Source organism: Spirillospora sp. NPDC048819 (genome assembly GCF_040650055.1).
Lineage (GTDB): Bacteria > Actinomycetota > Actinomycetes > Streptosporangiales > Streptosporangiaceae > Spirillospora.
The window spans coordinates 81,773-101,380 of sequence record NZ_JBEZGN010000037.1 but is presented as its reverse complement, the minus strand read 5'-3'; the positions used below and the strand labels follow the sequence as shown (position 1 = coordinate 101,380).

The 19,608-nt window shown below is 71.0% G+C and carries 18 protein-coding genes; 6 read left to right on the top strand and 12 right to left on the bottom strand.

The genetic code is table 11. The features are described from left to right. Nucleotides 1–3 precede the first annotated feature (3 nt). Together AB0C35_RS36430 and AB0C35_RS36425 are read right to left on the bottom strand one after the other, a co-directional pair. Nucleotides 4–801, bottom strand: a complete 798-nt coding sequence (locus AB0C35_RS36430) for a maleylpyruvate isomerase family mycothiol-dependent enzyme (RefSeq protein WP_358466324.1) — start codon at nt 799–801, stop codon at nt 4–6. A gap of 40 nt (nt 802–841) precedes the next feature. Beyond that, nucleotides 842–1,693, bottom strand: coding sequence for an SGNH/GDSL hydrolase family protein (locus AB0C35_RS36425; RefSeq protein WP_358466322.1), 852 nt, complete (start codon nt 1,691–1,693; stop codon nt 842–844). A gap of 97 nt (nt 1,694–1,790) precedes the next feature. On the opposite strand from AB0C35_RS36425, the gene AB0C35_RS36420 reads away from it, so the two are divergent. After that, nucleotides 1,791–3,017 carry a helix-turn-helix domain-containing protein gene (locus AB0C35_RS36420; protein ID WP_358466320.1) on the top strand — a complete coding sequence of 409 codons (1,227 nt, stop codon included), beginning with the start codon at nt 1,791–1,793 and terminating at the stop codon, nt 3,015–3,017. Here the strand turns inward: AB0C35_RS36420 and AB0C35_RS36415 are convergent. From AB0C35_RS36415 to AB0C35_RS36405, 3 genes are all read right to left on the bottom strand, one after another. Next, entirely contained in the window at nt 3,004–4,773 is a 1,770-nt protein-coding gene (locus AB0C35_RS36415) for an FAD-dependent oxidoreductase (protein WP_358466318.1), read from the bottom strand. The genes AB0C35_RS36420 and AB0C35_RS36415 overlap by 14 nt on opposite strands. Nucleotides 4,774–5,095: 322 nt before the next feature. Then, a complete protein-coding gene (locus AB0C35_RS36410) occupies nt 5,096–5,281 on the bottom strand; it encodes a hypothetical protein (RefSeq protein ID WP_358466316.1) in 186 nt (61 codons plus the stop codon). Between the two features lie 77 nt (nt 5,282–5,358). After that, entirely contained in the window at nt 5,359–6,180 is an 822-nt protein-coding gene (locus tag AB0C35_RS36405; RefSeq protein WP_358466314.1) for a GPR1/FUN34/YaaH family transporter, read from the bottom strand. A gap of 142 nt (nt 6,181–6,322) precedes the next feature. On the opposite strand from AB0C35_RS36405, the gene AB0C35_RS36400 reads away from it, so the two are divergent. After that, nucleotides 6,323–6,931, top strand: a complete 609-nt coding sequence (locus AB0C35_RS36400) for an RDD family protein (protein WP_358466312.1) — start codon at nt 6,323–6,325, stop codon at nt 6,929–6,931. 46 nt (nt 6,932–6,977) lie between these two features. On the opposite strand, the gene AB0C35_RS36395 is transcribed toward AB0C35_RS36400, so the two are convergent. Then, the gene (locus tag AB0C35_RS36395; RefSeq protein WP_358466310.1) at nt 6,978–7,391 is read right to left on the bottom strand and encodes an STAS domain-containing protein; all 414 of its coding nucleotides are present in this window, start codon (nt 7,389–7,391) and stop codon (nt 6,978–6,980) included. A 120-nt stretch (nt 7,392–7,511) separates the two neighbouring features. On the opposite strand from AB0C35_RS36395, the gene AB0C35_RS36390 reads away from it, so the two are divergent. Next, a complete protein-coding gene (locus AB0C35_RS36390) occupies nt 7,512–7,757 on the top strand; it encodes a DUF2630 family protein (RefSeq protein WP_358466308.1) in 246 nt (81 codons plus the stop codon). A 47-nt stretch (nt 7,758–7,804) separates the two neighbouring features. On the opposite strand, the gene AB0C35_RS36385 is transcribed toward AB0C35_RS36390, so the two are convergent. The 5 genes from AB0C35_RS36385 to AB0C35_RS36365 all read right to left on the bottom strand — a co-directional run bounded on the left by AB0C35_RS36385 (nt 7,805) and on the right by AB0C35_RS36365 (nt 12,752). Then, complete coding sequence (locus AB0C35_RS36385; RefSeq protein WP_358466306.1) at nt 7,805–9,862, bottom strand: xanthine dehydrogenase family protein molybdopterin-binding subunit; 2,058 nt, start codon at nt 9,860–9,862, stop codon at nt 7,805–7,807. After that, the gene (locus AB0C35_RS36380) at nt 9,859–10,836 is read right to left on the bottom strand and encodes a xanthine dehydrogenase family protein subunit M (RefSeq protein WP_358466304.1); all 978 of its coding nucleotides are present in this window, start codon (nt 10,834–10,836) and stop codon (nt 9,859–9,861) included. The genes AB0C35_RS36385 and AB0C35_RS36380 overlap by 4 nt, the downstream gene beginning before the upstream one ends. Continuing rightward, the gene (locus tag AB0C35_RS36375) at nt 10,833–11,372 is read right to left on the bottom strand and encodes a 2Fe-2S iron-sulfur cluster-binding protein (protein WP_358466343.1); all 540 of its coding nucleotides are present in this window, start codon (nt 11,370–11,372) and stop codon (nt 10,833–10,835) included. Before AB0C35_RS36375 ends, AB0C35_RS36380 begins: the two co-directional genes overlap by 4 nt. A gap of 80 nt (nt 11,373–11,452) precedes the next feature. Next, on the bottom strand, nt 11,453–12,343 hold the full coding sequence (locus AB0C35_RS36370) for an aldolase (RefSeq protein ID WP_358466302.1): 891 nt from the start codon (nt 12,341–12,343) through the stop codon (nt 11,453–11,455). Nucleotides 12,344–12,356: 13 nt separating this feature from the next. Next, entirely contained in the window at nt 12,357–12,752 is a 396-nt protein-coding gene (locus AB0C35_RS36365; RefSeq protein ID WP_358466300.1) for a phage holin family protein, read from the bottom strand. A gap of 112 nt (nt 12,753–12,864) precedes the next feature. On the opposite strand from AB0C35_RS36365, the gene AB0C35_RS36360 reads away from it, so the two are divergent. Next, the gene (locus AB0C35_RS36360; RefSeq protein ID WP_358466298.1) at nt 12,865–15,012 is read left to right on the top strand and encodes a germacradienol/geosmin synthase; all 2,148 of its coding nucleotides are present in this window, start codon (nt 12,865–12,867) and stop codon (nt 15,010–15,012) included. On the opposite strand, the gene AB0C35_RS36355 is transcribed toward AB0C35_RS36360, so the two are convergent. After that, nucleotides 15,001–18,576: a WD40 repeat domain-containing protein gene (locus tag AB0C35_RS36355; protein WP_358466296.1), complete on the bottom strand. Its 3,576-nt coding sequence runs from the start codon at nt 18,574–18,576 to the stop codon at nt 15,001–15,003. The genes AB0C35_RS36360 and AB0C35_RS36355 overlap by 12 nt on opposite strands. Before the next feature lie 155 nt (nt 18,577–18,731). Between AB0C35_RS36355 and AB0C35_RS36350 the strand changes: the two genes are divergently transcribed. After that, nucleotides 18,732–19,043 carry a hypothetical protein gene (locus AB0C35_RS36350; RefSeq protein WP_358466294.1) on the top strand — a complete coding sequence of 104 codons (312 nt, stop codon included), beginning with the start codon at nt 18,732–18,734 and terminating at the stop codon, nt 19,041–19,043. Between the two features lie 2 nt (nt 19,044–19,045). Then, the gene (locus AB0C35_RS36345) at nt 19,046–19,540 is read left to right on the top strand and encodes a PIN domain-containing protein (RefSeq protein WP_358466292.1); all 495 of its coding nucleotides are present in this window, start codon (nt 19,046–19,048) and stop codon (nt 19,538–19,540) included. Nucleotides 19,541–19,608 lie beyond the last annotated feature (68 nt).

Sequence of the window (19,608 nt, the reverse complement as noted above, 5' to 3'; positions counted from 1 at the left end):
CGGCTAGGGGGTGATGGCCATGTTGGGGAGGACGCGGGTGGCGAGGTCTTGGGCGCCGGTGATTTCGACGGTGACGGCTTCGGGGGTGCAGCGGCCGGCGGTGAGCCGGACGTAGGTCTCCCAGGTCATGGCCAGCTCGACCGTCGGGTTCTCGGGGTCGGTCCAGTGTCCGCGGCCGTCGTCGTCCACCCGGACGGCCACGTGATGGTCGAGGGGGTCGGAGATCTTCAGGGCCACGGACTGGCCGGGCTCGGTCTTGGCCAGGCGTGCGACGACGCGGGGCAGGCCTGGGCTCATGAGGTCCCAGAAGCAGTGCGCGGCCGGGGCGCCGAGGTTTCCGGGGCGGCCGACCGCCCGGCGGATGTCCTGCTCGTGGGTCCAGCAGTCCATCGCACGGAACTTCATGAAGCGGGAGTAGGGGCCTTCCCTGCCGTCCGGGCACGTGACGAGGCGGTCGGGGTCCAAACCGGGGAGTTCGGCCAGGCGGCGTTCGAGGGCGTCCGCCAGTTCCGCGACCACGTCCGGGCCCGGGACGGGACGGCGCACGTGGACGGCCTTCTCCAGAACCCGGCCGAAGTCGTTGCGGATGTGGTCGAACTCGGGGAGGTCGACGTCGGGCCGCGGGTCGCCCAGCAGATCGAGTTCGACCCCGACGAGATGGGCGAACTGGTCCTTGACCGTCCAGCCGGGGCATTCGGTCGGCAGACGCCAGTCGGCCTCGCCGAGGGTTCCGGCGAGGCCGAGCGTGGAGCGGATCGTCTGTTCGTAGGCGGCGGTGGCGGCGCGCATCGGCTCGTTCATTGGAGGCCCCCCTTCGTCGGGCCTCAGAGCCTACGGCCCGTCAGGCGTTGAGGGCACTGTGGATGATGTCGGCGTAGGCGGCCTCGCCGCGGGCGTTCGGGTGGAGGGGGGCGGCGAGGTTGACCGGGACGTAGCCCTCGATCCAGCGCTGGGACCCGGACTGGCAGGCGTCGTGGCCCGCGCTGGGCGTGACGAGGTCGATGTAGGTGCCGCCGTGCGCGGTCGTCTGCTGGCGGATGACGCTGTTCATCGCGTTGACGGCGCCCTGGAGGAAGTTGGCGTCCGTGGGCAGGACGGGCTGGAGGGGCCAGCAGCCGTTCGGCTTGATGTAGAGGCCGTATCCGGTGACGACGATGTGGGCCTGGGGGGAACGGGCGCGGATGCCGTCCAGGACGGCCGACAGCCTCGGGCCGAGTTCGGCGGTGCGCTGGGCGACCTCGTCCTCGAACTCGCCCTTGCAGGGAGTGGCCCACGGCTCGAGGTTGATGCAGTCCTCGGCGACGCCGACGAGGCCGACGTCGTTGCCGCCGATCGTGAGGGTGACCAGCGTGGTGGACGCGCTGAGGGCGTCGAGCTGGGGCGGGACCGTCCCGGTGTCGACGCCGGCCACGCTGGTGCTCTGCGGCTCGGTCATGTGCTTGGTCTTCGCGGCGCTGCACGTGACGTCGCGGAGGTTCGCGCCGAGCTTGTCCGCCAGCTCGTGCGCGTAGTTGTTGGTGGAGCGCCCGCATCCGATCGGGCCGGTGATGTCGGGGATGAGCGGCCCGGAGGCCATCGAGTCGCCGAGGGCGACGTACTCCACGGCGGCGGCCTGCGCGGGGGCCGCGGTCACACCCAGGGCCGCTCCCGCCAGAACGACCGCGCCGACCATGCCATTGAACAGACGCTTCATACAGAACTCCCGGCGTCATGGACGATGTCGCCGTGATCGTCCAGAATCTGCACAGACCGTTCAATTGGCCTGAAATCAGACTTTTTCGGGAGCCGTTGTGACGCGGGACAACACGCGACAAAACGGCAGGCGGGCCTTGTGCGTCGCCGGCCGGCCCATCGCGGCCCATCTCCGCGCGCGCGTCCCGCGGCTGACGCGCGGCGTCCTCGCGCGGCTGCTCGCCGAGCTGCCCGTCTACGCGGAGCTTCCCCAGGAGGAGATCGCCGGGGACGTCGCCGAGATCGTCCAGCACAGCCTGCGGCAGTTCGCGGACGTGGTGGAGCGGCGCCGTCCCGCCCGCCCCGAGGAGTTCGTCCGGCAGCGGGACTCGGCGGCGCTGCGGGCCGAGGAGGGCGTCCCGCTGGACGCGATCCTCACCGCGTACAACATCGGCGCGGCGATGGCGTGGGACGAGCTGACCGCCGGCGCGGAGCCGTCCGACCTGGCCGCGGTGCAGGAGACGCTGGGCTACTTCCTCGACTTCCAGCGGCTGCTGATCTCGGCCGTCAGCTCCGCCTACCTGGAGGTCCGGCAGATCATCGACAGCCAGGAGCACGGCGGGCGGCACGCCCTGATGACCGCGCTCCTGGCCGGGGAGACCGTGGAGCACACGGGGCGGCGGCCGGCGCCGCGGTACGCCGTGCTCAGCCTGGCGTTCGGCGCGCACCCCGACGAGGCGGGCTCCGGCCAGCGCGCCAGGATCGCCGCCCGGCGCAAGATCCGCCGGGTCCGCACCGTGCTGGACGACGTCGCCGACGAGCCCGCCCTCACCGCCCTGGACGCCTCGGGCGGGACGGCCCTGCTGCCCTTCTCCGCCGGCTGGGACGTCCTGCACGACATGGTCGCGAAGGCCGCCGAGGCCGCCGGCATCCGCGTCACGGCGGCCGCGGAGATCACCGGCCCGGCCGGGATTCCGGCCGCCGCGGCCCAGACGGCCGAGATCATGGACCTCGTCCGCCGCGCCGCCCGGCCCCCCGGCCTGTACCGGCTCGCCGACGTCCTGCTCGACTACCAGCTCAGCCGGCCGAGCGGCGCCCTCGCCGGGCTGGCCGGCCTGCTGGCGCCCCTCGACCGCAAACCCGAGCTGCTGCGCACCCTGGAGCACTACCTCGCGCTCGACCTGGACCGGCGGACGACCGGGGCGGCGCTGCACGTCCACCCGAACACGGTGGCCTACCGGGTCCGGCGCATCAGCGACCTGACCGGCCTGGACCCGGCGCGCCCCGGCGACCTGCAACTGCTGAACGCGGCGTTGGTGGCCCGCCGCTCGCTCACCGCCAGCTAGGCCAGCGCGTGTCGAGGATGTCGAACTGGTGGGGGAGGCGCAGCGCGTAGCGGACCTTGTCGTTCGCCTTGAACGGCCTCCACAGCGGCGACTCGTACAACTCGTGGATGGAGCAGCGCGACGCGCTGGACCCGGCCGCGTCCAGCAGCGCGTTGACGGCCGACCGGCCGCCCTGGTTCGCGCCCTCCATCGTCGTCACGTTGATCGGCGTCTTCACCCAGTCGCCGGCCAGGAACAGGTTGGGGATCCCGGTCTTGGACGACGGGCGCTGTTCCCACGAGCCCGGGTGCTGGATGAACAGCGGCGTCTCGTTCGTCACCCCGCCCGAGCCGTCGGGCTTGATCGCCGGGTCCAGGAACCACGAGTGGAGCATGTCGTCGGTGAGGATGTCCTGCCCTCCGTCGTTGAGGTGGGCCTTGATCTGCTTCCACGCCTCGGTGAAGATCTCGGACGGCGTGCAGTCCGACGCCTTCTTGTTGTTGAAGGTCCCGGGCGTGAACCAGTCGGAGACGATGCCCGACAGGCAGTCCTTGACGCTCCCGTCGCCGTAGGTGGAGAAGTCGCGCTTCCAGAACTGCTCCTGGCTGATCGAGGTGACCGCCCAGGAGGAGTCCCCGTAGTTCACGTGCCCGGGGGCCAGCGGCAGCTTCTCCTTCAGGAAGAACTGCAGACCGGTCATCCAGTCGGTGCGCAGGTCCCTGATGCTCCGCAGCGACCGGTCGGCGGCCAGGACGTCCTCGCTGAGCAGGTCCGCGGTCCGCTCGCACGGCATCGCCACGACGAACCAGTCGGCGGAGATCGTCGACCCGCCCGTCACGCCGGCGCCAACGATCTTGCCGTCGGCGACCTCCAGCGAGTCGACGTTGTGCCCGACGTGGAACTTGACGCCGAGGTCGGTGAGGTGCGCGATCCACGGGTCGAGCCACATCTCCGACGTCGATCCGTTGAGGACCCGGTCGACCGACGAATCGGGCTCGTTGCCCAGCCCGAGGATGCTCCACACGGTCGCCTCGCCGACCATGCCGATCGAGTGCGTGCTGGCCTCGGCGGACTTGGTGGCGGCCAGGTTGCGGATGGTGCCGTCGGCGATGAACTTGTTGTACTCGTCGGAGTACCAGTCGGCGCGGACGTAGTCGGCCCACGTGATGTCGTCCCACTGGCCGAGCTTGCGCTCGTCGCTGCTGGTGACGTAGACGAGCAGCTTCTGCGCGATGAAGGCGATCTCCGACACCGACAGGAGGCCGAGCGTCTGCAGGCCCGATGTGATCGTGTCCAGGAAGCTGTTGGGGTCGTAGATGTGGGAGTCCGGCGGCAGCGGGAAGGGGAACGGGATGGTGAGGTCGGGCCGCCCCTTCCGCGACATCATGTAGGCGTCGGCGCGGACGAGGTTGTCCCAGGTGCCGTTGCTGTTGCCCGGGAAGGGCGTCCGCCGCATGTTGTCGGTGAGGTCGTGGTAGAAGCCGGGGAAGAACCGGAACCCGTGCTCGCCCGGCAGGTCGAGGCGTCCGCCGGTCCCGGTGCCCGGGACGAAGATGCTGCGGGCCTTACCGCCCAGCTCGTTGCGCTCGTAGACGTCGACCTCGAAGCCCCGGTCGATCAGCTCGTGCGCCGCGGTCAGGCCCGCGACCCCGGCGCCGAGAACGGCGACCTTCCGCCCGCTCGCCGCGTACGCGGGTACGTGGCCCAGGGCCGTCGCCCCGGCTGCGGCCGCGCCCACCAGCCCTGCGTCTCGAAGGAACCGTCTGCGTGTCGTCATCGCGACCTCCGGCTGCTCGGCCCCCGAAGAATAAGTGTCTGGTTACCTTCTAACACGCTATTAGCGGCCTGCCAATAAGGAAGCCGAGACGTCTTTACGTCACCACCCGGTGGCACAAAGTCAGGGTTGACGGGCACCCGGCCAGGAGTGCCCGAGGTCAGGAGTGCACGGGGTCAGGAGTGCACGGGGTCAGGTGGGTGCCCGAGGCCAGAGGGTGCCCGACGGCAGGGGGCGCTCGAGGCAGGGGGCGCCCGAGGGTCCAGGGTGCTCGGGGGTCAGGGGTGTACGGGGTCAGGGACGCCCGGGGTCGAGGGTGCCCGGGTCAGGGGTGCTCGGTGCGGAGATGGTGGATGAGCGTTGAGAGTTCGAGGTGGGGCTGGTGGCAGCGGTCGCAGGCCCAGATGCCGCTGGGCACGGAGAAGCCGTGCGTCGCGGCGTCGTCACGCGCGCACAGCCGTTGGTAGGTCTGGACGAGGCGGCGCCCCGTCCGCCGGATCGCAGATGACATTCCCGCTCCCTTCCAGACCGCTCACCAGGATTGGTCCAGGATAGGGCAACGGGAATGTCAAGCCGACACGCCGAAGATCACTGGCCGCTCTTCACGCCGGGCTGGCCCTGCGCGTACTCCAGTGAACGCGGTGCCTTGCCGCCGGGAACACCGGTGGCCCTGCGGCGCTTGCCGACGGGAAGGATCGTCCGCCCGAAGGTGCCTTCGAACATCATCGCGGCGGCCGTGTACAGGGCCAGGACCGCGGACGCCACGAACAGCCAGCCGCCGACCTCCAGCGACCACGTGGACGGCGCGAAGTATCCCGCCGCGGTGAAGCCCGCGCCCGCCGCCAGGGCGATCAGCAACCCGGTCAGGGCCATGCTGACGCCGAGTGCGGCGATGGCGCCCAGCCCGGTGATCACCGCCAGGGCGACCCACCAGAACGCGAAGCCCGGATAGGAGTCCCCGGCCACCGGAGCCAGCGCCGCCGGATACGCGCCGAGGCTGACCAGCATGAACAGCACGCCGTACGCCAGCCAGAAGGCGCCCCACGTGCCGTGCATCGCGGTCGCGAGCCCGTCACGCGCCCGGTAGGACCAGACGGTGGCCACCAGTTGCATGACGCCGCCGAACATCAGCGCGAACGGCCACAGGATCAGCGGGGTCAGGGGGTTGCCGTACCAGTCGGCCTGCCAGGCGCCGACCATCATGGTCGCGCCGGCGAACCCGAACAGCCCGAGAATGGACGGCGCGGCGACCGGGCTCAGGACGACACGCGTCCTGTCCTCCCACCGTGCGTGCTCGGTGGGTTCGCCGACGCCCCTTCCGGGCACCGCCTCGGCGGCCCCTCCGGTGTGCATCGTGCCTGTGCCCCCGCCCGGCTCCGGCGGGGCGGGACGCGCTCTGCGTCTAACCATGAGATCCCCCTTTGAATTCGGAGCCACATATGCCCCATAACCGTGGCTAAGAGGTACAAACAACCAGGTCACCGTACGTTTCAGGCGTCACCGCCGTCGTTTGCGCGCATTTAGTACGAGCGTGATGGTTTGATGAACGACCGTGAGCTCCCGACCGATCTTCGTCGAGCCCGGCGCGCCCGCGCCCACGCCCGGGGACGGCGGCGGCCCCGTCGTCGTCCTGGCGAGCGGGCGGCAGCGGGCCGCGGCCCGCCTGATCGACGTCGCGGCCGTGACGCTGGCGATGATGGCGCCGCAGTTCCTGCTGATCGGCGGCGTCATCGGGGTGGACGGCATCGGCGTCTCCTCCGACCTGATGATGGTCATGGCGGTCGCGGCCATGCTCGCCATGATCTGGCTCTGGATGTTCCTGCGGGTCGTCCGGCTGGTCCTGTGGGGCTGCACGGTCGGGCAGCGGATCGCCGGCGTCCGCGTGATCAGGCTGGACGACCTCCGGTTCCCCGGCTGGAAGGAGGCGTTCCGCCGCTGGCAGCCCACCTGGGGCTCGCACGTCTCCCCCGGCGCCGGCCCCTGGAGCGACCTGCTCGCCTACCGCGGGGACGAGCGGACCCGCCGCTGCCTGCACGACCGGATCGCCGGAACCGTGGTGATCCGGTTCGCGGAGGCCGAGCCGGTGCGCCGGGCCGTCCTCGCGGCGACCCTCCCGGTCGCGGCGCTGGCGACCGCGCTCGGGTTCCTCCTGATCACCTGAGATCCCGGCCCGGATCCGGGTCCCGTCGTCGGGCGGGGGCCCGGTCTCAGGTGCGGGGGCGGCAGTGGATCTGCAGGCCGGGGGTCGCGTTCCAGCCGATCAGCCTGAAGAGCCTGTCGATGTGGGACGACACCCCGTGCAGGACGAGCATGCGTTCGCGTGCGTTCAGGTCCCGGGAGGCGAGGGTGAAGGCGCGCAGGCCGGCGACGTCGATGAAGTCGACGCCGGCCAGGTCGACGTGGACGTCGCCGGGCACGCGGTCCTGGACGGCGTCGAGGGCGCGCGTCACTTCGCGGGCGTTCGAAACGTCGATCTCACCGCTCATCAGCAGCCGGGGCGCGGACGCCGAGGCGGCTACGCGCAGCAGCGCCGTGTCGTGCTCGACGATGTCGTAACGGGGAGATGCGCGCTTCCCGGACTCCAGGCCGTCCTCACCATCGGTGATCCGCCAGACCGTCATCCGCTCCTCGCCTCGGCCCAGGGCGCCGCTACCGTGGGCGGCCCCGTATATGCCAGGCTCTCATCTGTCGGCACCATCTGAACCCCACCGGACCGGAAAACCATCATCGGGAGCCATTTCATGGACGAGAAGGCGATCCTGGAACGTATCAACGAGTTCATCGAGGAGGAGCACGCGCTGCGGAGGGCCCACGAGCGCGCCGAGACCGGCGACGCCGACGCGCGGCAGCGGCTGCGCCAGCTCGAAGTGGCGCTCGACCAGTGCTGGGATCTGCTCCGCCAGCGGCGGGCCCGCATCGCGGCGGGACAGAACCCGGACGAGGCCCAGGTCCGTCCCGCCAGCGAGGTCGAGGGCTACCGGCAGTAGGCGGGCGCCCGGAAGATCCGGCCGAAACCGGGCGTCCCGGCCGCCGGTCAGAGGTCCGGAAGAAGCTTGGCCGGGGTGATGGGCAGGTCGCGGACGCGGATGCCGGTCGCGTGGTGGACGGCGTTGCCGACGGCCGCGGCGGCGCCGACGATGCCGATCTCGCCGATGCCCTTGGAGCCCATCGGGTTCAGGTGCGGGTCGGACTCCTCCACCCACACGGCGTCGACGTCGCGGACGTCGGCGCAGACCGGGACGTGGTACTGGGCGAGGTCGCGGTTGAGATAGTCGCCGAACTCCTCGTCCATGACGCTCTCCTCCAGCAGCGCCATGCCGATGCCCATCGTCATGCCGCCGATGAACTGGGAACGGGCCGTCGTGGGGTTGATGATCCGCCCGGCGGCGAAGACGCCGAGCATGCGGCGGACGCGGACCTCGCCGGTGTCGGCGTCCACCTCGACCTCGGCGAACTGCGCGCCGAACGCGTGCCGGGCGTACGCGTCCCGCTCCTTGAGCTCCGCGGTGGTGTCGGCGGACGCTTCGAGGCCCTCGGCCGGCACGGCGCCGTTCAACCTGCCCCGCAGCGCCTCGCAGGCGCGGACGACGGCCGTCCCCCAGCTCGCGGTGCCGGACGAGCCGCCCGCGACGGACGCCTTCGGAAACGAACTGTCGCCGATCTCGACGGTCACGTCGCGGAGGTCCGCCTTCAGGGTCTCGGCGGCGATCAGGGCGAGGGCGGTGCGGGCGCCGGTCCCGATGTCGGCGGCGGCGATCCGGACTGTGAACGTCCCGTCGGGCTCGGCGCGGGCCGTCGCGTTGTTGGGGGACATGTAGGCGGGGTAGGTGGACGCGGCGACGCCCATGCCGATGCGCTTGCGGCCCTCCCAGCGCGTGCCGGGCGAAGGGGCGCGCCGAGCCCAGCCGAACCGGTCGGCGCCCTCCCGGAGGCACGCGACGAGGTTGCGGGAGCTGAACGGCAGGCCGCTCTCCGGTTCGTGGTCGGTGTCGTTGCGGATGCGTAGCTCGATGGGATCGATGCCGGTGGCGACGGCGAGTTCGTCCATGGCGGATTCGAGCGCGTACATGCCCGGTGTCTCGCCTGGGGCTCGCATCCACGACGGTGTGGGGACGTCCAGGCGGACAAGGCGGTGCGACGTGCGCCGGTTCGGGGCCTGGTACATGACGCGGGTGGGCGTCGCGGTCTGCTCGGCGAACTCCTGGACGGTGGACGTCTGCTCGACCACGTCGTGGAGCACCGAGTTCAGGCGTCCGTCGACGTCCGCACCGAGCTTGATGTGCTGGATCGTCGGCGTCCGGTAGCCGGTGGTCGCGAACATCTGCTGGCGGGGGACGGCGAACTTGACGGGACGTCCCACGGCGCGTGCGGCCATCGCCGCCAGGACGACGTTCGGCTTCGGCATCCCCTTGGAGCCGAACCCGCCGCCGACGTGCGGCGCCACGACCCGTACCCGCGTCCGGTCGAGGCCGAAGACCCTGGCGATGGTGCTCTGGACGGTGGATGACCCCTGGGTCGAGTCATAAAGCGTGAGGGTTCCGTCCTGACCCCAGTCGGCGAGGGTGGTGTGCGGCTCCATCGGATTGTTGTGCTCGGCGGGGGTCGTGTAGGTGACGTCCACGCGCACGGCCGAGTTGTCGAAGGCGGCCTGCGGGTCCCCTTGCCCGGTGTCAGCGGGGAAGACGGGATTCACCTTGTCGGGCTTGTAGCGTCCGGGATGGTCGTTGCGCAGCCGCACATCCGGTGTCTCCGGCGCGTACTCGACCTGGACGAGGCGCGCCCCTTCCCGGGCCGTTTCGAGCGTCTCGGCGACCACGGCCGCGATGAACTGGCCGCGGTAGGAGACCGTCCGGGACTGGAACAGGGCCAGTTCGCCTTCTGGGTCGCCGTCGAGCCGCGGGGCGTCCTCGCAGGACAGGACGGCGAGCACACCGGGCAACCTCAGCGCGGCCTCGATGCCGACGGACCTGACCTCGCCTCGTCCTATGCTCGCCTGGACGGCGGCGGCGTACGCGACGTTCTCGACGGGGTATTCGAAGGCGTAGCGCGCCTCCCCCGTGACCTTCTCCCGGCTCTCCAGCCGTTCGGTCATGACGCCCCCTCCCCCAGTTCCGTGAGCATCCGGACGATCAGGTTGCGCGCGAGCGGCACCTTGTAGGCGTTGTCGCGCAGCGGCTCGGCGGCCTCCAGCTCGGCCTCGGCGGCGCGCAGGTACGACTCCCGTGTCGCGGACGCCCCCCGCAGCGCCTCTTCTGCGCGGCGGGCGCGCCACGGCTTGTGCGCGACGCCGCCCAGGGCCAGCCGGACGTCCCGGACCCGGCCGCCCTCCACGTCCAGCGCCGCCGCTATCGAGACCAGCGCGAACGCGAACGACGCGCGTTCCCTGACCTTGCGGTAGCGGGACGGCATGCCGACCGGCGGAACGTCGACCGCCGTGACGAGGTCGCCCGGTTCGAGGATGGTGTCGCGTTCTGGCTCGTTGTCGGGCAGCCGGTGGAACTCGTCCATGGGGATGGTCTTCTCGCCTGCGCGGCCTTGGACCCGGACAGACGCGTCCAGGGCGGTCAACGCCACCGCCATGTCGGACGGGTGGGTCGCCACGCACGCCTCCGAATGGCCCAGGATCGCCAGGTTGTGGTGCTCGCCCTCGCGTGCGGGGCATCCGCTGCCTGGACGCCGCTTGTTGCATGGCTTGGAAGCGTCCTGGAAGTAGGAGCACCGTGTGCGTTGCAGAAGGTTGCCGCCGACGGTCGCCAGATTGCGGATCTGCCCGGACGCCCCTGCGAGGACGGCCTGTGCCAGCACGGGGTGTCCTTCACGCACCGTCCTGTCTGCGGCGAGGGCACTGTTGCTCACGGCCGCGCCGATGCTGAGGCCGCCGTCCGGGTTCAACTGGATCTGGTCATAGGGAAGGTGCGCGACGTCGACGATCCTGGCGGGCTCTTCGACACCGAGCCGCATCAGGTCAACGAGGTTGGTTCCGCCACCCAGGTAGAGGGTTTCGCCGTCGTGTCGCGCTAGGGCGTCTTCAGCGCTGGTGGCACGCTCATACGCGAAGGGCCTCATGCTTCCGCCGCCTCTCTGCGCCGTGCCCGCTCCTTCTCCGACGCCTCCCTCAGCGCGGCGACGATGCCGGTATAGGCACCGCACCGGCACAGGTTGCCGCTCATCCGTTCGCGTATCTCGTCGTCGTCCAGGACCGGATCGGCACCGAGGTCCTCGGTCACCGCGCTGGGCCAGCCTTGCCCGGCCTCGTCCAGCACACCCGTCGCAGAGCACAGCTGGCCGGGAGTGCAGTACCCGCACTGGAACGCGTCCTGCTCGATGAACGCCTCCTGGACGGGGCTGAGCCGTCCGTCCTGGGCGAGCCCTTCGACGGTGACGATCTGGGCCCCGTCGTGGGCGACGGCCAGCGCGAGGCATCCGTTCGCGCGGCGCCCGCCGATGAGAATGGTGCACGCGCCGCACTGCCCGTGGTCACAGCCCTTCTTCGAGCCCGTCAGCCCGAGGTCCTCGCGCAGCACGTCCAGCAGGGACGCGCGGGTATCGACGCTGAGCCGGTGCTCCGTCCCGTTCACGACCAAGGTGATCTCGGCCTTCACCGGGGTGACTTCGGTGTACATGACCCGGCCCCTACCCCGGATCTCGGGAGTGAGTCAGGGCACCGGGGCGGCACCCTCGGTCACAGGACCTCGACGGCCGCGTCCACGGACGCGCGGACGTCGCCGTCCGGCGGGTACAGCAGCGACCGGCCCGCGACCAGGCCCTTCACGCCGGGGATCCGCATCGCCCGCCGCCAGCCGTCCAGCACCTCCCGCGAACCGCCCGCGGCCTCGCCGCCGAGCAGCAGCGCGGGCAGCGTCGTCGCCGCCATGACCCGCTCCATCTCCGGCACGACCGGCACCTTCAGCCACGTGTACGCCGACGTGACGCCCAGCCCGGACGCCACCGACACCGCCCGGATCATCGCCTCCGGCGTCAGCAGGTTCCGGACGCGGCCCTCGACCCGGTGCGAGACGAACGGCTCCACCATCGCCATCAGCCGGTGCCGCGCGAGCCCCGACACCGCCCGCGCGCAGGACTCCAGCGTCCGGGCGGTCGCCGGGTCCGCGTCGTCGATGCGCAGCAGCATCTTGCCGCCGTCCAGCCGTGACGCGGCGATCGCATCGGCGTCGTAGGCGGTGAACCGGTCGTCGATCTCGAACGCCGTCCCGGCCAGCCCACCGCGGTTCATCGATCCGATCGCGAGCCTGCCGTCGAGGACGCCGAGCAGCATCAGGTCTTCGAGGATGTCGGGGGTACCGAGCACGCCGTCCACACCGGGGCGTTCGAGGGCGACGCAGAGCCGGTCGAGCAGCTCACCCCGGTCGGCCATTGCCACCGGATCGCCGCCCACAGCGAGCGCGCCCCGCGCCGGATGGTCCGCCGCGATGATCATCAGCCGGCCGGACGCGCCGGGCGGTGCGTCCCGGCGCCGGCGTCCAGCCGCCGCCTCCGCGATCGCCTCCGGCCGCTCGGCCCGCACGCCGGCCAGCTCGTCGATGCGCACGCCGCCGAGTCTTCTGATGATCATCGGCGTGTGTCAATCAGCCGGCGTCGTCCGCGCCGGCGTCGCCGGAGTCGGAGAGGATCTCCACGACCTGGCGCGCCGTGTCGGTGGGCAGCGGCGCCGGCAGTCCCTTCCACTTGCGGGACGCGGCCATCGCCGCGGCGCCGGCCCCGCCCCCGTACACGGCGGCGGCGACGAACGACGCGATCTCCGGCGGGAGCTTCTTCTCCAGCAGCAGCACGTTCATCCGGTAGGCGGCGGCCGTGGCGAGCATCCCGAAGGCCCCGGCCACGGCGCCCAGCCGCAGAGCAGGGATGCGCTGCCGCGCCTTGTCCAGCATCTCCTGCTGCGCGGCGTCGACCACCCGGCGGGCGAGCAGGAGGTTCTGCTCCAGCGAGCCGTCGACCTCCGCGGGTTCGCGCGACTCCGTCATGACCTCGCTTTACCCGCAGAGATGCAAAGGAATCAAGCGAGTAATGTGTCACCGTCGGTAACTTTGCGAGTGCTGTAAGTTGCCGACCGGACCCCGACAGAGAGGCCGGTCGATGCAACCGTTCGAGCTGCCCGACTTCTACGTCCCCTACCCCGCCCGGCTGAACCCGCACCTGGCCGGGGCGCGGGCGCACACGATGGCGTGGGCGCGGGAGATGAAGATGCTGGACGACGCCAGGGACCCTGGCACACCCGACATCTGGGACGAGGACGCGCTCGCCGCGATGGACTACGCGCTCCTGTGCGCCTACACCCACCCCGACTGCGACGGCCCTGAACTCGACCTCATCACCGACTGGTACGTCTGGGTGTTCTACTTCGACGACCATTTCCTGGAGGTCTTCAAGAAACCGCAGGACCAGCCCGGCGCGCGGGCGTATCTCGACCGGCTCCCGCTGTTCATGTCGCTCGACCCGCCGGAGCCGACGAACGCCGTCGAACGCGGGCTCGCCGATCTGTGGGCGCGGACCGTCCCGTCGAAGTCGGACGCCTGGCGGGCCCGTTTCTCCGAGAGCACCGAGAACCTGCTTCGCGAGTCGCTGTGGGAGCTGTCCAACATCAGCACCGGCCGCATCCCCAACCCGGTCGAGTACATCGAGATGCGCCGCAAGGTCGGCGGCGCCCCCTGGTCCGCAGACCTGGCCGAGCACGCGGCGGGCGTCGAGATACCCGAACGCGTCGTGGGGACGCGGCCGTTGCGCGTCCTCAAGGACACCTTCGCCGACGGTGTCCATCTGCGGAACGACATCTTCTCCTACCAGCGGGAGACCGAGTCCGAGGGCGAGGTGAACAACTCCGTCCTGGTGATGGAGCGCTTCCTGGGCGTGGCGCCCCAGGTCGCCGCCGACACCGTCAACGACCTGCTGACCTCGCGGCTGCGCCAGTTCGAGAACACCGCCCTCACCGAACTGCCGCAAATATCCGAGGACCAGGCCCTCGACCCCGGTGAACGGGCGAGCGTGGCGGCCTATGTGAAGGCGCTCCAGGACTGGCAGTCCGGCGGCCACGAATGGCATATGCGTTCCAGCCGCTACATGAACAAGAAGTCCCTCGGCATGTCCGCCGCCCGGATTCCCGCGCTGCTGAAATCGGCCCGGATCAGCCTTCCCCACGTCCCGTTCCAGCAGGTCGGGCCGACACCGCTGCCCGAATTCGACATTCCCTACCCGGCCCGCGTGAACCCGCACCGGGAGGACGCCGGCCGCAACGTCGTCGCCTGGGCGCGCGAGATGGGCATGTTCTCCCCGCAGCCCCGGCTGCCCGTCCCGGTCTGGAGCGCCGAGACGCTCACCGGCATGGGGCTGGAGATCTGCGCCGCGTCCCTGGACCCGGACGCCGGCCCGGAGGCCCTCGACCTCGCGACCCAGTGGCTGGCCTGCGGCACCTACGGCGACGACTATTTCCCCGCCATCTTCAACCGCGACCGCGACATGGCCGGCGCGAAGCTCTTCAACGCCCGCGCCCCCGGATTCATGCCGCTGGACTGCGGCGACACCCCCGTCCCGGAGAACCCATTCGAAGCCGCCCTGGCCGACCTGTGGCGCCGCACGGCCTCGCCCATGGACGACCACGGCCGCCGCGAATTCCGCGCCGCCGTCGAGCACATGGTCGAGAGCTGGCTGTGGGAGCTGAACAACCACCTCCAGTCGCGGATCCCCGACCCCGTCGACTACATCGAGATGCGCCGCCACACGTTCGGGTCCGAAATGACGATGAGCCTCTCCCGGATCGAGCACTCGCACGAGATTCCGGCACACGTCTTCCGGACCCGCACCCTCCGGGAGATCGACGTCTCCGCCATGGACGTCGCCTGCCTCCTGAACGACTGCTTCTCCTACCAGAAGGAGATCGAATACGAAGGGGAGCTCAACAACGGCGTCCTGGCCATCGAGAACTTCTTCGGCTGCGGCCGCGACGAGGCCCTGCCCATCGTCAACGACCTCATCACGTCCCGCCGCCGCCAGTTCGAGCACCTCGTCACGCGGGAACTGCCCGCCCTCGCCGACGAACTGGAACTGGACGACACCGCACGCACCGCGTTGACGGCCTATGTCGCCGAACTCCGCGACTGGATGGCCGGCATCCTCAAATGGCACCGGGAGACCGACCGCTACGACGAGCGCGAGGCGCTTCCGCGCGTCCCGAAACCCACCGGCCTCGGCACCTCGGCGTTCTACCTGTTCACCCGGTCAGGCCGGTGACCGCTCCCCCTCCGGCGCGGGGCGCGGGGCGGGGATCATGAGGGTGTGGCGCTCGTCCCGGGTGAGCCGCCGGAACACGCGGCTGCGGGCCCGCTCGACGAGCGCCGCCCCGTCGGTCACGGCCTCCCAGATCCGTACCGTCATGTCGTGGGAGGCGGTGGCCAGCTTCGTCCCGTCGGGCGACCAGGCGACGCCCCAGACCTCGTCGGTGTGGACGGCCGCCACGCACAGTTCCCGTCCCGTCAGGTGGTCCCACAGCCGGACGGTCCCGTCGGCGGACGCGGTCGCGACGACCCGGGCGTCCGGCGACCACGCGATCGTCCCGACCCAGCCGTCATGCCCGGTCAGGACGGCCACCTCGACGCCCTGCGCGATGTCCCAGACCTTGACCTCGCGATCCTTCGACAGGGCCGCGACGTATCCGCCGTCCGGCGACCAGGCCATGGCCCGGACCGCGCTCTGCGGCACGTTCAGCAGCATGACCTGCAGACCCGTCCGGGCCTCCCAGACCCGGACCGTCCCGTCATGGGACGCGCTGGCGAGCCGCTCACCGTCCGGCGACCAGACGACGGCGCGCACGGTGTCCTCGTGCCCGCGCAGCACGAGCGGCTCCGCGCCGTCGCTCCCGTGCACCTGGACGGTGCGGTCGTCGGAGGCCGAGGCGAGCCGCTCACCGCCCGGCGACCACGCCACGGCCCGGACCCAGTCGCCGTGCCCGCTCAGCACGGTCTCCTCGGCGCCGTCGGCGGCGTTCCAGATCCGCACCGTGCGGTCGCGGGACGCGGTCGCCACCCGGCGCCCGTCCGGCGACCAGGCCGCGTCCCACACCTCGTCGGTGTGCCCGCGCAGGACGAGGGGCCCGCCATCGGCCCAGATCCGCGCCGTGCCGTCGTAGGACGCCGAGACGAGCCGGCCCCCGGCGGACCAGTCGACCGCCGCGACCGCGCCGGCGTGCCCGCGCAGCACGCCGATCTCCGCGGCGCACTCGGTGTCCCAGAACCGGACGGTCTGGTCGTCGGAGCCGCTGGCCAGGCGCATCCCGTCCGGCGAGAAGGCCACCGATCGCACGGCGTCCGCGTGCCCGCGGAAGACGCCCAGCTCGGCGCCGTCCGCCGCCGACCAGAGCCGGATCGTCCGGTCGTGGGACGCGGTGACGAGCCGCCCGCCGTCCGGCGACCACGCGACCGACCACACCAGGTCGGCGTGCCCGAGCAGCGCCGGTTCGGACGCCCCGGTCGCGGCGTCCCACACCCGGGCCGTCCGGTCATAGGAGGCGCTCGCCAGCCGGGCGCCGTCCGGTGACCAGGTGACCATCCGGACGGTGTTCTCGTGCTCGCGCCAGGCCGCCAGCTCATCGCCGGTCGCCGCGTCCCAGACGCGGATCGTGCGGTCGTCGGAGCCGCTCGCGATCCGGGCGCCGTCCGGCGACCAGGCCGCATGCCTGACCCAGCCGTCATGGCCGGCAAGGGTCGAGGACGTCCCGTCCGACACGTCCCAGATCCGGATGTCGCCGTCACGGGACGCCGAGACGACGCGCGTGCCGTCCGGCGACCAGTCGACCGACCACACCATGTCCCCATGCCCGCGCAGCAGCGCGACCCGTGTGCGGGACGCCACGTCCCACACGCGCACCGTGCCGTCGTCAGAAGCCGAGGCCAGCCGGGTACCGTCGGGCGACCACGCCACCGACGAGACCGTCTTCTCGTGACCCCGCAGCACGGCGACCTCGACACCGTCCTCCAGCGCCCACCCGCCGCCCTCCGATCGACGGGCTTCGCTCGATGCCGCCTGCCACACCCGGACGGTGTGGTCCGACGACGCGGTCGCCAGCAGCGAACCGTCGGGCGACCACGCCACCGCCCAGACCCGGTCGTCGTGGCCGCGCAGGACGCCCCGCAGCCGGGACACCGCGAACCCGGCCGACAGCGCCCGCCTCGCCAGCGGCGTCGGCGCGCATTCCTCATGCGCCGCCAGGGCCAGCAGCAGGCTGTGCTCGGGATCGGTCCGGAACGCGGTGAGCGCCTGCCTCGCGATCGAGTCCGCCAGCCTTCGCATCGCCACGCCGTCCGACCGGTGGGAGATCTCGACGAACTCGGCGACCAGCGGTTCGATGGCGGCCAGCCCCTCCGCCTCAGAGATCCACTTGCGCGCCCCGGCAAGCCGCTCACCGCGCAGCAGGTACGCCTCCTGCCGTCCGTAGCGGTCCCACTCGGCGGCCCACTGCTCCAGGTCGGCGATGCGTCGCAGCACCTCGGCGTGCAGCGCGATCGTCTGCCGCAGCGGCGCCCACGCGGAGAACAGCGCCTCGTGCGAGACCTCGAACACCGCCTCCTCGCCGTCCCGTCCGCTGGTGCAGAGCCGCTCCCGGACGAACGCGTCCACGACCAGCCGCTCCGCCTCGTTCAGCTCGCTGCCCGGCACCCGCCGCCGTGTCGGCCGCCCCTCGGTGAACCTGACGAACTTCAGCAGCGTCTGCAGAACGGGCGGCGCCGTTTCCAGCGCCTCCAACTCCCCCATGAGCCGATCGGCCCGCCGCGTCAGCGCACCGTCGACCCCGCCCGTCCTGCGGTAGTCCTCCAGCGTGATGGTGCCGTTGCGCCCGACGTGCAGGTACAGCTCGTGCAGCAGATACGCGAGCAGCGGCAGCGCCGTCCCGTCCCGGGTGTCCTCGGCCATCTGCGCGACCAGCTCGGGCGGCTCGAACGTGACGCCGGCCCGTTCCGCGGGCTCGCGGATCACCGTCCGCAGCGCGGCCCGGTCGAGCGCCGTCACCGTGAACGGATGCCGGAACATGTCGGCGGACCCGCCGCTGAGGAACGTCGTCAGGAACTCCGCCCGGAACACGAAGACGACCCACAACTTCAGGTCGGCGTGAAGCGCGTCGCGGAGCATCCCGAGGAAGGCGTCACGCTCACCCTCCTCCGTCAGCGTCAGAAGCTCCTCGGCCTGATCGACCAGGATCAGCACGGACCTGCTGCGCCGCCCCTGCCGGAGCGCGTCGACCCGCCTCCGGAGCCGCCCGGGCTCCCGCCGCAGCTCCTCCGCCATCTCCTCGGCATCCCCACCGAGGAGATCCGCCAGGCAGTAGGCCAGACACCGGAACGGATCGTCCTCCGGAGTCATCGACGGAACCACGACCCACCGACGCTGCTGAACCAGCCTCGGCAGCAGGCCCGCATGCAGCAGCGACGACTTCCCCACACCGGACGGCCCCGTCACCGCGATCGACCGCGGCTCGCTCCCCGGCCGCAGCCGTTCCACCAGCTCCTGGATCTCACCGTCGCGCCCGAAGAAGACGCCGTCATCGTCCTCCGTGAACGCGTCCAGCCCCGGATACGGCGACCGGTCGCCCTTCCAGCCCGGCCGCGCGAGATTCCGCCGCTCCTGCCTCTTCTCCCACGCCAGCACAACCGGAATCAGCAGCATGCACACCACGATGACCGGAAGCGCCCACTCCTGAACGACATGCGTGGTCTGCGGCGAAACCTGCAAGGCGAGCCCCAGCAGCGCCACCAGCAGGATCATCAGATACCCGGGAAAAACCGGCCCCTGCCGCCGCCGCATAGACCAACCTCCACCCCGCCATGCGAACCATGAGCTCACCCCATGCTACGTCCGCAAACGCCCCAAAATGATCACCACGCCCGCGCCTCCTGCCCTCTCCCGGGCGGGAAGTGCAAAAACTTGCATGATAGAAGCAGCAAAGTACACTTGATTGCATGGCTGCTGAGACCAGAAGACGCAAGACCAAAGCGGTCCGCGACCACGGCAAGGCACAGGCGCAGACCCTCGGGTTCTCAGTCCAAGACGAAGAGCGGCCCGTTCTCGATGAGCTCGTCGACTACTTCGGTGACGGGAACCGGTCGGCATACCTGCGCGCCACCTACCGTGTGATGAAATCGATCATGCTGGCCGAGCAACTGCGCGACCTGCAGGCCTACGGGCAGCAACGTACCGCGGAACTCGGGATCGAGCCCGCCGACGTGCCCGAGCGGATCCGGGGGTTCCTCAAAGGCGGGGAAGGCACCTGACCATGCCGGCACCCGTGGTCTATGACATCAACGTGCTCGTGACGGCCGCAGCGACCGGCAACAGCCCGTTCCGATCGTGGCCCTCGCCACCACCGACGTCCGGTAACGCCTCCGCCGACTGCCTGGGCATTGCAAATGACGCCGCGGAGTTCTCCCTCTGGCTGTCCCCGCACATCCTGCGGAACATCGAGCGAATCCTTGTGGAGCTGTTCAAATGGGAGGAGGCGAAGGCCGGCGCCTACCTTACGGCGCTCGTCACCATCGCCGATCACAGCGAGGGCGACGTGATCGACCCGCCGCGCACGGTGCACGACTGCCCTGACGACGAGGACAACCTGATTCTCGACCTCGCGACCGACGTGGGGGCGCTGCTGGTCGTCAGCAACGACGCCGACCTGATCTCCATGTCGCCATGGCGAGGAACCCCCGTCGTCACTCCGGACGTCTTCCGCCAGAAGGTGGACGGAATGCGCCGCCACGCCCGCCGGCGCCGCTGACCCGCACATCCGAAACTGGTCCTACGCCAGTCGTACTCCCATTGCTCCAGACACGGCCATTGTGCTTA

What these genes read in the sequence shown, in the direction of transcription:
- AB0C35_RS36430 (WP_358466324.1), bottom strand. Translation starts at nt 801, where the DNA reads ATGAACGAGCCGATGCGCGCCGCCACCGCCGCCTACGAACAGACGATC.
- AB0C35_RS36425 (WP_358466322.1), bottom strand. Translation starts at nt 1,693, where the DNA reads ATGAAGCGTCTGTTCAATGGCATGGTCGGCGCGGTCGTTCTGGCGGGA.
- AB0C35_RS36415 (WP_358466318.1), bottom strand. Translation starts at nt 4,773, where the DNA reads ATGACGACACGCAGACGGTTCCTTCGAGACGCAGGGCTGGTGGGCGCG.
- AB0C35_RS36410 (WP_358466316.1), bottom strand. Translation starts at nt 5,281, where the DNA reads ATGTCATCTGCGATCCGGCGGACGGGGCGCCGCCTCGTCCAGACCTAC.
- AB0C35_RS36405 (WP_358466314.1), bottom strand. Translation starts at nt 6,180, where the DNA reads ATGGTTAGACGCAGAGCGCGTCCCGCCCCGCCGGAGCCGGGCGGGGGC.
- AB0C35_RS36395 (WP_358466310.1), bottom strand. Translation starts at nt 7,391, where the DNA reads ATGACGGTCTGGCGGATCACCGATGGTGAGGACGGCCTGGAGTCCGGG.
- AB0C35_RS36390 (WP_358466308.1), top strand. Translation starts at nt 7,512, where the DNA reads ATGGACGAGAAGGCGATCCTGGAACGTATCAACGAGTTCATCGAGGAG.
- AB0C35_RS36385 (WP_358466306.1), bottom strand. Translation starts at nt 9,862, where the DNA reads ATGACCGAACGGCTGGAGAGCCGGGAGAAGGTCACGGGGGAGGCGCGC.
- AB0C35_RS36380 (WP_358466304.1), bottom strand. Translation starts at nt 10,836, where the DNA reads ATGAGGCCCTTCGCGTATGAGCGTGCCACCAGCGCTGAAGACGCCCTA.
- AB0C35_RS36370 (WP_358466302.1), bottom strand. Translation starts at nt 12,343, where the DNA reads ATGATCATCAGAAGACTCGGCGGCGTGCGCATCGACGAGCTGGCCGGC.
- AB0C35_RS36365 (WP_358466300.1), bottom strand. Translation starts at nt 12,752, where the DNA reads ATGACGGAGTCGCGCGAACCCGCGGAGGTCGACGGCTCGCTGGAGCAG.
- AB0C35_RS36360 (WP_358466298.1), top strand. Translation starts at nt 12,865, where the DNA reads ATGCAACCGTTCGAGCTGCCCGACTTCTACGTCCCCTACCCCGCCCGG.
- AB0C35_RS36355 (WP_358466296.1), bottom strand. Translation starts at nt 18,576, where the DNA reads ATGCGGCGGCGGCAGGGGCCGGTTTTTCCCGGGTATCTGATGATCCTG.
- AB0C35_RS36350 (WP_358466294.1), top strand. Translation starts at nt 18,732, where the DNA reads ATGGCTGCTGAGACCAGAAGACGCAAGACCAAAGCGGTCCGCGACCAC.
- AB0C35_RS36345 (WP_358466292.1), top strand. Translation starts at nt 19,046, where the DNA reads ATGCCGGCACCCGTGGTCTATGACATCAACGTGCTCGTGACGGCCGCA.